Source organism: Thauera sp. 2A1 (genome assembly GCF_009469595.2).
In the GTDB taxonomy this organism is placed as follows: domain Bacteria; phylum Pseudomonadota; class Gammaproteobacteria; order Burkholderiales; family Rhodocyclaceae; genus Thauera.
Genome location: NZ_SSXV01000007.1, coordinates 74,945 through 88,256, shown reverse-complemented (window position 1 = coordinate 88,256; position 13,312 = coordinate 74,945). Strand labels below are relative to the sequence as shown.

The window sequence follows — 13,312 nt, the reverse complement described above, 5'->3', positions numbered from 1 at the left end:
GCGCTCGAAGCTTTTCGATTCTTGCGCCCGGCGGGATCGGTTCCCGCGGGCGCACGTCCCGCCGCGCGGCGGGCGGATGCTTACTGCTCGACCGGCGGCTCCTTGAAGCCAGAACCGGCCTTGCTCGTCAGGAAGGCGACGGCGCGTGCCACTTCGGTGTCGGTCAGGTCGGCGACGCCGCCGCGCGGGGGCATCTGGTTCTTGCCGGCGATCGCCGACTTGGTGAGCGCATCGAACCCCAGCGCAATGCGCGGCCCCCACGCGCCGGCGTCGCCGGTCTTCGGCGCGCCGAGGCTGCCGGAGTCGTGGCACCCGGCACACACCGCCTTCACGATCTGCTCGCCGGTGCGCTTGCCCGGGGTGACCTTTTCGGCCTTCAGCTCGACGCGGGCGACGGGCTGGATCAGTTCGGCCGTCTTTTCCGGATCGACCGTCGCAGTCGGCTTGCCGCAGCCAGCCAGCAGGGCGACTGCAACCATGGCGACGACAGGCATGGCGAAGCGGGTGGGCCGCAGGGCGGGGCGCGGGGCGCGGTGGTTCAGCATGCTCGAATCCTTTGACTTGTGTTATGGCGCGAGACGAAAGCCCGGATTATAGCGGGCGAAAAACCGTTGTGGCAGTGCGGCATGGACTTTGCCTGCGAACCGTTATATCCTCGCCGCTCTCTTGCGCCGGCAACACCGCCGGCCAGCCTCCGCGCCCGTAGCTCAGCTGGATAGAGTACTGCCCTCCGAAGGCAGGGGTCGGACGTTCGAATCGTCTCGGGCGCGCCAGACACATCGATGGGTTAGGTCTTTCCGGATCTAACCCATTTTGTTTTCTGCCCATCCGCCTGAATCAACGCCCGCTGCGGCTGCGAGGCCGTATCGACCGGGGTTCGTATGCGGGCTGAGGCTGCCTGAAGGCCTGCCCCGTTCTGCCTATAATGGGTCCCCGCCACGAGGATCCCGATGCCGCCATGCGCCACAACCTGAAGGTCCCCTTCGCCGAAAAGGACCAGGCGAAGAAGTTGGGTGCGCGCTGGGATGCGGCGCGCAAGCTCTGGTACATCGACGGTGGCCTCGACCTGGGCCTGTTCTCGCAGTGGCAGCCGACACCGCATGATCCCTCGGCGGCGGTGTCCTCGTCCGCGCCCCGACGCAGCGCATCCTCGAAGCTCATGGCGGAAGCAAAGGTTCAGGTGGGAAGCCGCTTCGTGGCACTGCCCCGGGTGTGCAACTGCCTGCCGTGGGACGACTGCGACAAGTGCCGGCTCCAGGCGTGGCCTGAGCTCCAGGGAGGGCGCTGAGCGTGGAAGTGGTGGCGGTGATCGACTTCGAGACCGCGGACCTGTCGCCCGCGCAGGGCGATCGGGCGACCGAGGTCGTGGATCAGTCGGTGTCCAGCAGCCGCGTGCATTCTTCCATCATCGAGCGCGCCAGGTCCGAATCGTGGTTGGGATCGAGCGCTTCCATCATCTCGTGCGCGGTGTAGAGGCCGGCTTCCCGTGACAGCGAGCCGGCGATCTGGCGAGCCAGGCCGTCGCTGAGCGCGGACAACTGGCGGCGATCCGCGAGGGGCAGGCTGCGCTCGCTGCGCGCGAGCCAGTCGGCGACGATGCTCGCGCCCTGAGCCTCGGTCAGCCACTGGCCGTGCTCATAGAAGATCGACAGGCGTTCCGCCGTCAGGGCGAAGATCAGCGCGGCGCGCATTGCCCGGCTGTCTGCGGCAGGGATCGGGGGGGCTTGAGGGGACATGACGTAATTGATTGTCGGGTCAATGAGCCTTCTGCGCCCACACACTCCGTAGCCACGTGCCGATATCGGCGACCTCCTCAATGCTCACCGAATGCGGCAGGTCATAGGTTCGCCACGCAGGCTCGATGCCCAGTTGCCTGACGATCTGGGCAGCCTGCTGCCCGAGCTCGAGCGAGACGACATCGTCGTCGGTCCCATGTGCCGCGAAGATCGGGATGCGTCGATTCGCTTGCGAGAATTCCCTGATCAAGAGCCCGGGACTCGGAATATAGGTCGACAGGGCGATGATGCCGGCCAGCGGCGACGGGTGGGTGAGGCCGGTCAGGTAGGCCACGGCGCCGCCCTGGGAGAAGCCCGCGAGGACGACACGATCGCTGGGCAAGCCCCGATCCGCCTCGCGCTGGATGAGTTGACGAACGATTTCGCGAGACTGGAGCAAGCCTGCCTCATCGATCTGCCGGGCGCCCGGTGCGAGCGACACGATGTCGTACCAGGCGCGCATGACGTAGCCGCCGTTGCAGGTCACCGGGCGGTAGGGCGCATGCGGAAAGATGAATCGAACGGCAGGACTGTCGGGCAGGCGAAGTTCAGGGACAATCGGCGCGAAGTCGCTACCGTCGGCGCCCAGGCCGTGCATCCAGATGATGGCGCAGCGAGGATTCGGCCCGGTCTCGACCTCAAGCGGCGGGGTGTCGAAGAGGGGGCTCGTGGAGGGACGCAGGCTCACGCGGGTCTCCTTGTGTGAGTGGGAGAAGCGGACTCTACGCGTGATCCTGCGGATGTTGCACCGTCAACATCAGCACGTCGTTCGCGCGCAAGGGCGCGTCCTTTACCAGCAGCGCGAGCAAGGCGAAGGAATTGAGACTCCGGGCCGCGTCGGCCGATGCCGAGCGCGAGGCTTCATGACCTTTCCAGTGTCACAATGCGGAACACAGAAACATCCCGACCGAGCAGCCGCGACCGCTGGATAGCTGCGGTGGCTGCTCAGGTGAATTCATTCCGCGCAGCAGCAAGCAATTGTCAGGTACTCCGCAGCCAGGGCGAGAACACGATGACTGATCCACAGCCCAACAATCCTTTGCACGGCCTCACGCTGGAGCGGATGCTGACCGAACTGGTGGATCAGCTCGGGTGGCCGACGCTCGGGCGGCGCATCAGCATCCGGTGCTTCAATCATGAGCCCAGCATCGCCTCTAGCCTCAAGTTCCTGCGTCGCACGCCATGGGCGCGTGCGCAGGTCGAGGCGCTCTACCTCGAGTCCCTTCGGACGCGGGACGTCGCAGCAGGCGCCAGGCGCAGCGGGGTCGGAACACCCACGCCCCGATGACCGGCCATGCAAGCCCGCTTCACGCTCTCAGCCGACGAAATCGAGATCACGGCCATCCGCGCGCAGGGAGCGGGGGGGCAGAACGTGAACAAGGTGTCGAACGCAGTGCATCTGCGCTTCGACATCATGGCCTCCAGCCTGCCCGAGGACATCCGGATGCGGCTGCTCCGCTTGCGTGATCATCGCATCAGCATGGACGGCGTCGTGATCATCAAGGCGCAGAAGTTTCGCAGCCTGGAGAAGAACCGGACCGAGGCGCTGCGCCGTCTGGAAGAACTGATCGAAAGTGTCGCGACACCCCCGAAAGCGCGCCGCGCGACACGGCCGACGCGTGCGTCCATCACCCGAAGACTGGAGGGAAAGGCGCGCCGCGCGTCGGTGAAGACGCTGCGTGGAAAAGTAAACGAATGAGGTGAGCGAATGAGGGATGCCTGATCGACGTGATCGGAAGCGGTGGCAGCCGGCATCGGCCGGGGCGTGGTGACGGTGAGCCCCTGCCCGCAGGAACAGGGTACATTCGCGCTGTCCTGAACCAAAAGTATTTCCTTATGAAGAAGAATCTCTGGCTGCTGGCCATCGCCCAGGGCCTGTTCCTGACCAACAACGTGGTCTTCATCGCCATCAACGGCCTGGTGGGGCTGAGCCTGGCGCCGGTGGCGTGGATGGCGACGCTGCCGGTGATGGGCTATGTGGTGGGCGGCGCGCTGTCGACCGGGCTGGTGGCGCGCAGCCAGCGACGCTGGGGGCGCAAGGCCTCGTTCCAGCTCGGGCTGCTGGTGGCCTTGCTCACCGCGCTGCTGTGCGCACTGGCGCTCTATCTGCGCAGCTTCGGGTTGCTGGTGGCGGGGACGCTAATCGCCGGCTACTACAGCGCCAACGGCCAGCTCTACCGCTTTGCCGCGGGCGAGATCGCGCCGCCGGAGTTCCGCGAGAAGGCGGTGTCGCTGGTGCTGGCGGGCGGGCTGATCGGTGCGGTGATCGGGCCCAACCTCGCCAACCACACGCGCGAGACGATGGCGCTGCCCTTCCTCGGTTCCTACCTTGCGCTGGCGGTGGTGGCACTGATCTCGATGGCGGTGATGGCCTGCATCCGCTTTCCGGCCGAGGCGCTCAAGGCGGCCGGCCGGGGCGGCGGCCGGCCGCTGGGTGAAATCATGCGCCAGCCGGCGTTCATCGTCGCCGCGGTGAGTGCCGCGCTCGGCTATGGCGTCATGAACCTGCTGATGGCGGCGACGCCGCTGGCGATGGACGTGTGCGGCATGCCGTTTTCCGATGCAGCGCTGGTGCTGGAATGGCACGTGATCGGCATGTTCGCGCCGGGCTTCTTCACCGGACATCTGATCAAGCGCTTCGGCGTGCTGCAGGTCATGGGCGCCGGCGTGTTGCTCAACTTCGCCTGCATCGCGGTCGCGCTGTCGGGCCAGGACCTGCACCAGTTCCTCCTCGGCCTGTTCCTGCTCGGCATGGGCTGGAACTTCCTGTTCACCGGCAGCACCACGCTGGCGATGCAGTCCTACCGCGCCGAGGAAAAGGACAAGGCGCAGGCGGCGATCAACTTCGCGGTGTTCGCCACCATGGCGCTGACCTCCTTCGCCTCGGGCGCGCTGGTGACGACCCAGGGCTGGACCTGGCTCAACGTCGGTTCGCTGGTGCCGGTGCTGCTGACCGGCGCGGCGCTCGTCTGGCTGGCGCTGCGCCGGCGCAGGGAGGCGTCTGCCGCCGCCTGAGCGGCGCTGCGTGGCGGACGCTGCAGCCGATGTCTACGCTGAGGAGCGGGCGGCGACACTGATGACGGAGGGCAGCATGGGCTTGAAGATCAAGCGCGTCTATGAGGCGCCTGCCGAGGGCGACGGTTATCGCGTGCTGGTCGACCGGCTGTGGCCGCGCGGGCTGGCGAAGGACAAGGCGGCCGTCGACCTGTGGCTGCGCGACATCGCGCCGTCGAACGAGCTGCGCAAGTGGTTCGGCCACGACCCGGCGCGCTGGGACGAATTCCGCGCGCTGTACCGGGCCGAACTGGATCGCGACGAACCCGCTGCCGCGCTGCGGGCGCTGCGCGAGCAGGCCGCGGCGCATCCGGTGCTGACGCTGCTTTACGCCGCCCACGACGAGGCGCACAACAATGCGGTGGTGCTGCGCGAAGTCCTGCAGTCGACCGGCTGAGCCGATCCGCTGCCTCAGCCCCAGGTCGGCAGCAGCTTCACGCCCAGCACGCTGCCGACCACCGCCAGCCACACCACCGCGGCGGCATAGGCCTGCAGGCAGTAGCGCACGTTGCCGCGCGCGAGTTGCCCGGGCGACAGGCCGTAGCGGCCCTGCAGCGCGAGATGGATGCCCGACATCGGCCCGGCCGCCAGGCCGATCGCCCACGACTGCACGAACACCAGCGCGAGCAGCGTCGGCTCCGGGTGCAGCGGCGCGAGCCAGGCCGACGCCATGGCGATGGTGATCACCGCGTGGATGCCGAGCGCTGCGAGCAGGATCATCACCGCCAGCACCAGCGCCGCTTCGGTTGCGCCGAAGGCGGAGAAGGGCAGCCACAGGCCGCCGCTGTCGATCACCGCGCGCAGCCCGCTGGCGAACACCGCCGCCGACAGGAACAGCACCAGCTCGCCCGACATGCCCGGCAGACGGTCGCGCACGTGGCAGAAGAGCGCATGGCCACCGTCCCGCGGTCCGCGCTGCGCGAGCACCGTGACCCCGACCACTGCGAGCGACGCCAGGCTGATCACTGCCAGCGCCGCCCAGTCGGGCACCAGCCAGTGGCCGGCCGCCACCAGTGCTGCCAGCACCGCGGGGACCTTCAGCGCGGATGTGTGCATCGGATAGCCGACGAAATCTGCTGCGCCGTTGCCGCTGGCGCGCGCGATGTCACGGCCGGCCAGCGTCAGCAGCACCACCGCCAGCGCCAGGCCGGCTGCAGCCAGGCCGAGCGGACTGGCGCCGGGTGCATAGGTCAGCGCCACTGCGGTGGCGGCGAAGAAAGGCGACCACAGCGCCGCGGCGAGGAAGGCGCGCACCAGCGCCGCCGCCTGGTCCCTTCGGGGCTTGCCGTCCGGGCCGATGCGGTCGGCCATGATGAAGACCGCCGACAGGTTGATCACCGCGCCCAGCACATGCACCGCGCCCAGCGTGCGCCACAGCGCGCCGCGGCCCCGTGGCAGGCCGTCGCTGCCGGCTTCGGGCGTGCGCAGCAGGCGCAGGAAGCTCACCGCCGCCAGCATGCCCAGCAGCGCGGTGTTCTGCGTCAGCAGCCCCATCAGGCTCGGCCGCCCGCCGCGCGCCAGCGCGACGCCGAACGCGACCAGACCCGCGCCGGCCAGCAGCAGCGCCTGGCGCTTCTGCGGCCGCGCAAGCTGCGGCCACAGCAACGCGCCCGCCCCCCAGGCCGCCACGCCGGCCGTCCACACCGGCGGGCCGTGCCCCGTGCCGGCCAGCGCGGCGAGCACGGTCATCGCAAACAGCAGCACGGCCGCCAGAGTGTGGCGGCGAGGAGAGGTGGCGGGCAATTCGGGAGTCAATGGAGTGAAGCTTGCTATTGGTTGGTGCGGTCTGCGGCGGCGCATGGAGTCGCGACCGCCGGTTTCGTCAGAGGAAGGTCAGTCGATGACAATCTGCTAGCGATCCTCGAGGCTCTCGAGCCAGTCATCATCCAGATCCAGTGTTTCGGTGGGGGTGTCGTGTCGAGCGAAAAGCGATTGCGAGCGTTCGAAGAAGGCCCAGGCGATTTGCTCGTTGTCGTGCCGGCAGCGGTACGAGAGTCCCGATACCTGATCCGGATGCTGGTGGACGGCTCGCGAGAAGAGCTGGCTGGCAAAATAGGGCTCGATCCAGGAAATCTCGCTGTTGGCGTGATTGGCGGCCAGGCCGTTGTCACGCAGCTTGGCCAGGGTGGCCGGAGCGTCGAGGAAAAGGATCGAGAGCTTGCGGGTCGCCAGGTAGCCACGGCTGATGGTCCTGACGGCGCGCCCCGTGCGCTGGCGCAGGATTGCTTCGACGAAGGCGCCCTCGGGCGTGCTTGCTGCATAGAGCACCCCATAGCCTTGATCTGGTGCGTCGAATCGATAGTTTCCGGTCCGGCCGAAGAAGAGCGGGCTGTAATCCTTGTCGTGAATACGGTACAGGGCGACTGGACTTTCCTCGGTCAACAGTCGGTTCGGCAGGTCGATACCCTCGACGATCATGCAGCCCCCGAGTCACCCAAGGCGCTCGCGCAAGTGAGGGCGTCATCGATGCGGCCTTGCTGCAGCAGCTCCAGAGGCGACGCTGCATATTTCGGGTCGACGCCAAGCAGGGTCTCGAGCGCCATCCAGCCAGTGATGCCGATGCGGGCGAGCGTCTGCAGGAAACGGTCGAGTCCGGGCAGCAACTGCCCATGGGCATCGAACTGGCAGCGCGGGTAAGCACGTGTGCCGTTGTTGTCGACCCACAGGATCTTGTAGGCGTCACCCCAGTCCTTCACCGTCTGCCGCGACTTGCCCAGTTTCTGTGCCAGCTCCGATGGCGTGATGATGCCGCCGGCTTCTCGGGTGAGCGCCTCACGCGCTTCAAAGGCACGCAGGTTGCGCGCGAGCCGGGGTTGGGCGTTGGCCCGCGCCGCACGCTGCAGCAAGGTCATGCAGGCGTCCAGCGGCTCGGCCTCCTTGAGCCGGCGGTAGTCCTGCAGCGGCAATTGCTCGAAGGCAGCGCGCAAGGGTTCGATCATGCGCTCGAAAGCGAGCTGCAACTCATCCTCGGCGCGCGGCTCCGGAGCCGGTTCGGCGAGGTTCTTTTTTGCCAGGCTCATCGAGATCAGGCGGATGCCGAGCGGGCCGCGAGAGACGTTGAAGGAGGGGCGGGGCGTCCAGACGGGGAGAAACCCTCGCGTGACGGGCCCCGTCGTCGCCCGCTCCTTGCGTGAAGCGGAAGATGCGGCCTTGTATCGCTGGGTTATCAGTGGCGTGTTCATGGCTTCGGGCTCCGTGTCTGGTGTCCAGTATAGAGTCCGAGATGTGAATGTCCAATATGTCCAGTTTGTCAGTCTGATCGATGGCGTCGGGATCAGCAGATCCGCGGCAGCGCGTCGCCTGCCAGCCAGTCGACCATGCGCCGGCCGCCGAAGCGGGTCTTCATCTGCACGAAGCGGCGGTCGTCGGCGATGACTTCGCCGATGCGCGCGGCCTCCTGGCCGAGCGGGTGGGCGCGCAGCGCGGTCAGGGTGCGCTCGGCATTCGTTGCCGGGCAGACGACGATCAGCCGGCCTTCGTTGGCGATGTCGAGCGGGTCGAGGCCGAGCAGTTCGCAGGCGGCGGCCACCGCCGGGCGCACCGGGATGGCGGCTTCGTCGAGCACGATGCCGACGCCGGACTGTTGGGCGATCTCGTTCAGCGTGGCGGCGAGGCCGCCGCGGGTGGGGTCGCGCAGCACGCGGGTGTCGGGCACGGCGGCGAGCAGGTCGGCGACGAGGCCGTGCAGCGCGGCGGTGTCGGACACGATGGGGGAGTCGAAGGCGAGGTTCTCGCGCACCGACATGATCGCCATGCCGTGGTCGCCGAGCGGGCCGGACACCAGCACCGCGTCGCCCGGGCGCGCGTTGGCGCCCGACACGTCGACGCCGTCGAGGCGCACGCCCACGCCGGTGGTGGTGATGAACACGCCATCGGCCTTGCCGCGCTCGACCACCTTGGTGTCGCCGGTCACCACCGGCACGCCGGCCTCGCGTGCGGCCGCGGCCATGGACGACACGATGCGCGTCAGGTCGGCCAGCGGCAGGCCTTCCTCCAGCACGAAGCTCGCCGCCAGGTAGAGCGGCCGCGCGCCCATCACCGCCACATCGTTGATCGTGCCATGCACCGACAGGCAGCCAATGTCGCCACCGGGGAAGAACAGCGGCGACACCACGTGCGCGTCGGTCGCCATCACCAGCGGCCCGGCGCAGGCCGGCAGGCGTGCGCCGTCGTCGCCCTGGGCGAGGAATTCATTGCCCAGTTCGCGCGCGAACAGGTCTTCGATCAGTTGCGCCATGGCGCGGCCGCCAGCGCCATGCGACAGGTCGACGTGGCCGTGCTTCAGGTCCAGCGGGCGGGAATGAGCAGATTTCATGCGGAAGTCGTGGTGGCAGGCGCCGCTTCGCGGAAGCGGCCATAGGTGTAATGCGCCGCGCAGGCGCCTTCGGACGACACCATGCATGAGCCGACCGGGTTGTCCGGCGTGCAGGCGGTGCCGAAGATGCGGCATTGCTCTGGCCGCTTCTCGCCGCGCAGGATGGCGGCGCATTCGCAGGCCTTGTGGTCGGGCACTGCGGCGTAGGGCACGCCGAAGCGCGCCTCGGCGTCGAACGCGGCGAATTCTGCCCGCAGCTTCAGCGCGCTCGCCGGGACCGTGCCCAGGCCGCGCCATTCGAAGGTTTCGCGCAGCTCGAACACCTCGGCCACCAGCGCCTGTGCCTTGCGGTTGCCCCCGGGCGTCACCGCGCGGGTGAATTCGTTCTCGACCTCGGCGCGGCCGTCGTTGATCTGGCGGATCAGCATCTGGATGGCGCGCATCACGTCCAGCGGCTCGAAGCCGGCGATCACCACCGGCTTGCCGTAGTCGCGCGCGAAAGGCCCGTAGGGCGCACTGCCGATCACGGTGGACACGTGCGCCGGGCCGACGAAGCCGTCGAGCTGCACCCCTTGCGGCGCGGCGAGGATGGCGTGCATCGCCGCCGGCGTCAGCACGTGGTTGCACAGCAGCGAGAAGTTAGCGAGCCCCTCGGCCTGTGCCTGCTTCACCGCCACCGCGGTGGGCGGCGTGGTGGTCTCGAAGCCGATGGCGAGGAACACCACCTCGCGCCCCGGGTTGGCGCGTGCGACCTGCAGCGCGTCGAGCGGCGAATACACCATGCGCACGTCGGCGCCGCGGCCCTTGGCGCGCAGCAGCGACAGCTTGTCGGAGGCGGGCACGCGCAGCGTGTCGCCGTAGCTGCACAGAATGGCGCGGTGCTCCAGCGCGAGCCGGATCGCCTGGTCGATGCGGCCGATCGGCAGCACGCACACCGGGCAGCCGGGGCCGTGGATCAGCCGCACTTGCGGCGGCAGCAGGTCGGCGATGCCGTAGCGCGAGATGGCATGCGTGTGGCCGCCGCAGAATTCCATCAGGCGGTATTCGCGGCCGGGCTGCACCTCGGCGTGGATGGCGGCGCCGAGTGCGCGCGCCACGTCGCCATCGCGGAAGTCGTCGACGTATTTCATTCCGAATGCGTCATTCCGAATACGTCATTGCAGAGGCTTCACGAAGGCTGCGCCGCGGCGTCGCCGGCCTGCTGCGCCGCGATGTCGCGGAACAGCGCCAGCGTGGCCTCGGCCTCCTCGACATCGAGCTTCTGCAGCGCGAAGCCGACATGCACGATCACGTAGTCGCCCAGCGCGACGTCTTCGACCATCGCCAGCGAGATGCGCTTGCGCACGCCGTCGAGGTCGACGATAGCCTCGTCGCCGTCACACAGTTCCACCACCCGGGCGGGAATGGCCAGGCACATGTCAGGTTCTCTCCAGCAGGCGTCGCGCCACGGCCGCCTGGCCATACGCGATCGTGGTGTCGCCCGGCAGCAGGGCGCGCGGTTCGAGCAGGCGCAGGCCGGCCGCGGCGCAGCGGCGGCGCAGGTCGGCGGCCAGCAGCTTGTTGAACAGGCAGCCGCCGCCGACGGCGACGGTGTCGAGTTGGTGGCGCTGCGCTGCACGCTGCAGCCAGTCGGCCAGCGCCGCGCCCAGCGTGACATGGAACAGCGCGGCGCCGCGGCCCGGTTCGGCGATGAAGGCGGACGCGGCCAGGGCGTCGAGCAGCGGCAGCAGGTCCAGGCGCAGCACCCCGGACGTGTCATCGATGAGGCGCCAGCCGCCGGCCAGCGGCTCGACCGGCCCGTGGCGGGTGGCCGACTGCTCCAGCGTGATCGCCGCCTCGGCCTCGAACGACATCACCGTGCACAGGCCGAGCAGGCCGGCGGCGGCGTCGAACACCCGGCCCATGCTCGAAGTCGGCGGGCAGCGCAGCCCGGCATCCAGCATGCGCGCCAGCCCCGCGGCGGCTGGCAGGATGGAAAAGCGTGTCGCAATCTCGTCGCCGCGCCCGAGCGCATGCAGCGCCGAAGCCGCCATGCGCCAGGGTTCGCGCGCGGCCTTGTCGCCGCCCGGCAGGGCGAGCGGGCGCAGATGGCCGATCCGTTCAAAACTGGCGCCGTCGGCTTTCAGCAGCTCGCCGCCCCAGGCGGTGCCGTCCGTGCCCAGGCCGACGCCATCGAGCGCCAGGCCCAGCACCGGACCGTCGTGGCCGTGCTCCGCGCACACTGCGGCAATGTGGGCATGGTGGTGCTGTACCGGCTGCAGCGGCACGCCGAGCTCGGCCGCCAGCTCGGCGGCGAAGCGGGTGGAGTGGAAGTCGGGGTGCAGGTCGTGCGCGATCGCCGCTGGTTGGGCGCCGGCATCCGCCAGCCAGGCGAGCAGTTCGCGCACCGTGCGCTCATGTGCGAGACAGGCGTCCACGCCGTCGAGGTCGCCCACGGTGCGCGAGATCGCGGCCACGTCACCGACCGCCGCACACACCGTGTTCTTGAACCACGCGCCCACGGTCAGCACCGGTGGGCCGGGCGGCAGCGGGAGGCGGTGCTCGATTGCGTCAACCGTGTTCATCGCCGCACACCGAAATCAGACGCAGGGCTTCTGAGCCTGTCGGAAGTCCTCGAAGTGGCAGGGCTGGGGGCGGGGGATGCGCGGAGCGGACGAGCACTGTTCGAGTCCCGAGCGAAGCGAGGTCGAGTTGCGCAGGACGCGGAGCGCATCCCCCGCCCCCAGACCGGATTCATGGCACTCATACGATCACCTCGCCAGGCGATCCATCTTGCGAACGCTTCGACAGGAGGAAATGGCGTAGCTCTCGCCCTCACACCTGCTCCAACGCGGGCGCAGCAGCGTCGCAAGCCGAAGCGCCCGCGGCAAGCCACTCCATCCATTCGTCCATGCCCAGCCCGCTGGTGGCCGACACGCGGATGATGCGGATGTCCGGATTCACGCGGCGCGCATAGGCTTCGGCCTGCTCGACGTCGAACTGCAGGTAGGGCAGCAGGTCGCACTTGTTGAGCAGCATCAGGTCGGCGGCGCGGAACATGTCCGGGTACTTCAGCGGCTTGTCCTCGCCTTCGGTCACCGACAGGATCACCACCTTGTGCGCCTCGCCGAGGTCGAAGGCGGCCGGGCACACCAGGTTGCCGACGTTCTCGATCATCAGCAGGCCGCCGCGCGCCAACGGCAGGCTGGCCGTCGCGTCGCCCACCATGCGCGCATCCAGGTGGCAGCCCTTGCCGGTGTTGATCTGGGTGGCCGGTGCGCCAGTGGCGCGGATGCGCTCGGCGTCGTTGCTGGTCTGCTGGTCGCCTTCGATCACCGCCACCGGGACACGTCCGGCCAGGCGCTCGATGGTCTTCACCAGCAGCGTGGTCTTGCCCGAACCGGGGCTGGAGACCAGATTCAGCGCGAACACGCCGGCCTCGGCGAAAGCACGGCGGTTTGCGACGGCCTCGGCATCGTTGCGGGCGAGGAGATCCTGCTCGATCGACACTTGGCGCAGATGGGCGGCGGCCGACGCGGCGACGGCCGATTCCGCCGCATCCGCAGTGCGGCCGGGCCCGGTCTCGGCCCCGGGTGCTGCCGCGGCGGCAGGCGCGGCAATGCCGCGACGCCGCGCCACGTAAGGATGGCCGGCGTGGTGATGATCGATGGTGGCGCCGTCGCTGCCGCAACCGCAGGTGGTACACATGCCTCGTGCTCCCGATTATTCGACGTCCAGGTCCTTGACCCGCATTTCCGTGCCGCGCACCACCTTGAGCGGGCGCGACTCGCACTGCGGGCACAGGTCGTAGGCGGTCTCCATCTCTGCGCGGATGCCGCAGGCCGCGCATTCCCCTTCGCCCGGTATCGGCAGGATGTCGAGGCGCGCGCCTTCCGCGCAGGAGCCGTGGCTGGCTGATTCGAAGGCGAAGCGCAGCGCCTCCGGCTCCACGCAGGACAGCGCGCCGATTTCCATGCGTACCACGCGCACGCGGTGAAAGGACTCGCGCCTGCCCGCGTCCTCGATCAGCGCGATCGCGCTCTCGGCCAGCGACAGCTCATGCATGGCAAGCCTCCGTGTCGACGCTCCAGTTGATGCAGGTCACAAGCCTGGCAGCAATTCCGCCGGGATCATTGTAATTCCATGTCGCAGCGCGGCAAAATGGCGGTCAAGTCGATGCACGATTCCC

17 protein-coding genes, 1 tRNA gene and 1 pseudogene are annotated in these 13,312 nt (G+C 68.7%); 7 read left to right on the top strand and 12 right to left on the bottom strand.

Features of this window, described 5'->3' with window-relative positions:
- Nucleotides 1-80 precede the first annotated feature (80 nt).
- Nucleotides 81-545, bottom strand: coding sequence for a cytochrome c5 family protein (locus GH664_RS08730; protein ID WP_153167718.1), 465 nt, complete (start codon nucleotides 543-545; stop codon nucleotides 81-83).
- Between the two features lie 151 nt (nucleotides 546-696).
- Between GH664_RS08730 and GH664_RS08725 the strand changes: the two genes are divergently transcribed.
- The 3 genes and pseudogenes from GH664_RS08725 to GH664_RS08715 form a co-directional block, all read left to right on the top strand.
- Nucleotides 697-773, top strand: a tRNA-Arg gene (locus GH664_RS08725).
- Nucleotides 774-958: 185 nt separating this feature from the next.
- The gene (locus tag GH664_RS08720) at nucleotides 959-1,288 is read left to right on the top strand and encodes a DUF5710 domain-containing protein (RefSeq protein WP_153167844.1); all 330 of its coding nucleotides are present in this window, start codon (nucleotides 959-961) and stop codon (nucleotides 1,286-1,288) included.
- Between the two features lie 2 nt (nucleotides 1,289-1,290).
- Nucleotides 1,291-1,365, top strand: a pseudogene (locus GH664_RS08715) (3'-5' exonuclease); the annotation flags it as partial.
- Nucleotides 1,366-1,370: 5 nt separating this feature from the next.
- Here the strand turns inward: GH664_RS08715 and GH664_RS08710 are convergent.
- Nucleotides 1,371-1,736 carry a hypothetical protein gene (locus tag GH664_RS08710; RefSeq protein WP_153167717.1) on the bottom strand — a complete coding sequence of 122 codons (366 nt, stop codon included), beginning with the start codon at nucleotides 1,734-1,736 and terminating at the stop codon, nucleotides 1,371-1,373.
- A 19-nt stretch (nucleotides 1,737-1,755) separates the two neighbouring features.
- Nucleotides 1,756-2,457 (bottom strand): alpha/beta hydrolase, encoded by a 702-nt coding sequence (locus GH664_RS08705; protein WP_153167843.1) that lies wholly within the window; start codon nucleotides 2,455-2,457, stop codon nucleotides 1,756-1,758.
- Between the two features lie 330 nt (nucleotides 2,458-2,787).
- Between GH664_RS08705 and GH664_RS08700 the strand changes: the two genes are divergently transcribed.
- From GH664_RS08700 to GH664_RS08685, 4 genes are all read left to right on the top strand, one after another.
- A complete protein-coding gene (locus GH664_RS08700; protein ID WP_153167715.1) occupies nucleotides 2,788-3,063 on the top strand; it encodes a VF530 family DNA-binding protein in 276 nt (91 codons plus the stop codon).
- A 6-nt stretch (nucleotides 3,064-3,069) separates the two neighbouring features.
- On the top strand, nucleotides 3,070-3,474 hold the full coding sequence (gene arfB / locus GH664_RS08695; RefSeq protein ID WP_153167713.1) for an alternative ribosome rescue aminoacyl-tRNA hydrolase ArfB: 405 nt from the start codon (nucleotides 3,070-3,072) through the stop codon (nucleotides 3,472-3,474).
- Between the two features lie 137 nt (nucleotides 3,475-3,611).
- Entirely contained in the window at nucleotides 3,612-4,790 is a 1,179-nt protein-coding gene (locus GH664_RS08690) for an MFS transporter (protein WP_153167712.1), read from the top strand.
- A gap of 76 nt (nucleotides 4,791-4,866) precedes the next feature.
- The gene (locus GH664_RS08685) at nucleotides 4,867-5,226 is read left to right on the top strand and encodes a DUF488 domain-containing protein (RefSeq protein WP_153167710.1); all 360 of its coding nucleotides are present in this window, start codon (nucleotides 4,867-4,869) and stop codon (nucleotides 5,224-5,226) included.
- Nucleotides 5,227-5,240: 14 nt separating this feature from the next.
- Here the strand turns inward: GH664_RS08685 and GH664_RS08680 are convergent, their stop codons facing one another.
- The 9 genes from GH664_RS08680 to hypA form a co-directional block, all read right to left on the bottom strand.
- The gene (locus GH664_RS08680; protein WP_256219463.1) at nucleotides 5,241-6,584 is read right to left on the bottom strand and encodes a hypothetical protein; all 1,344 of its coding nucleotides are present in this window, start codon (nucleotides 6,582-6,584) and stop codon (nucleotides 5,241-5,243) included.
- Nucleotides 6,585-6,680: 96 nt separating this feature from the next.
- A complete protein-coding gene (locus GH664_RS08675) occupies nucleotides 6,681-7,247 on the bottom strand; it encodes an RES family NAD+ phosphorylase (protein WP_153167708.1) in 567 nt (188 codons plus the stop codon).
- Nucleotides 7,244-8,011, bottom strand: coding sequence for a hypothetical protein (locus GH664_RS08670; protein ID WP_153167707.1), 768 nt, complete (start codon nucleotides 8,009-8,011; stop codon nucleotides 7,244-7,246). The genes GH664_RS08675 and GH664_RS08670 overlap by 4 nt, the downstream gene beginning before the upstream one ends.
- A 92-nt stretch (nucleotides 8,012-8,103) precedes the next feature.
- Entirely contained in the window at nucleotides 8,104-9,144 is a 1,041-nt protein-coding gene (gene hypE / locus GH664_RS08665; protein WP_153167706.1) for a hydrogenase expression/formation protein HypE, read from the bottom strand.
- Nucleotides 9,141-10,274 carry a hydrogenase formation protein HypD gene (gene hypD / locus GH664_RS08660; protein WP_153167704.1) on the bottom strand — a complete coding sequence of 378 codons (1,134 nt, stop codon included), beginning with the start codon at nucleotides 10,272-10,274 and terminating at the stop codon, nucleotides 9,141-9,143. Before hypD ends, hypE begins: the two co-directional genes overlap by 4 nt.
- A 38-nt stretch (nucleotides 10,275-10,312) precedes the next feature.
- Nucleotides 10,313-10,561 (bottom strand): HypC/HybG/HupF family hydrogenase formation chaperone, encoded by a 249-nt coding sequence (locus tag GH664_RS08655; protein WP_153167703.1) that lies wholly within the window; start codon nucleotides 10,559-10,561, stop codon nucleotides 10,313-10,315.
- Between the two features lies 1 nt (nucleotide 10,562).
- On the bottom strand, nucleotides 10,563-11,708 hold the full coding sequence (locus GH664_RS08650; RefSeq protein ID WP_153167701.1) for a carbamoyltransferase HypF: 1,146 nt from the start codon (nucleotides 11,706-11,708) through the stop codon (nucleotides 10,563-10,565).
- 250 nt (nucleotides 11,709-11,958) lie between these two features.
- Nucleotides 11,959-12,831 (bottom strand): hydrogenase nickel incorporation protein HypB, encoded by an 873-nt coding sequence (hypB, locus tag GH664_RS08645; protein WP_153167699.1) that lies wholly within the window; start codon nucleotides 12,829-12,831, stop codon nucleotides 11,959-11,961.
- Nucleotides 12,832-12,846: 15 nt separating this feature from the next.
- Nucleotides 12,847-13,188 (bottom strand): hydrogenase maturation nickel metallochaperone HypA, encoded by a 342-nt coding sequence (gene hypA, locus GH664_RS08640; protein WP_153167698.1) that lies wholly within the window; start codon nucleotides 13,186-13,188, stop codon nucleotides 12,847-12,849.
- Between the last annotated feature and the right edge of the window lie 124 nt (nucleotides 13,189-13,312).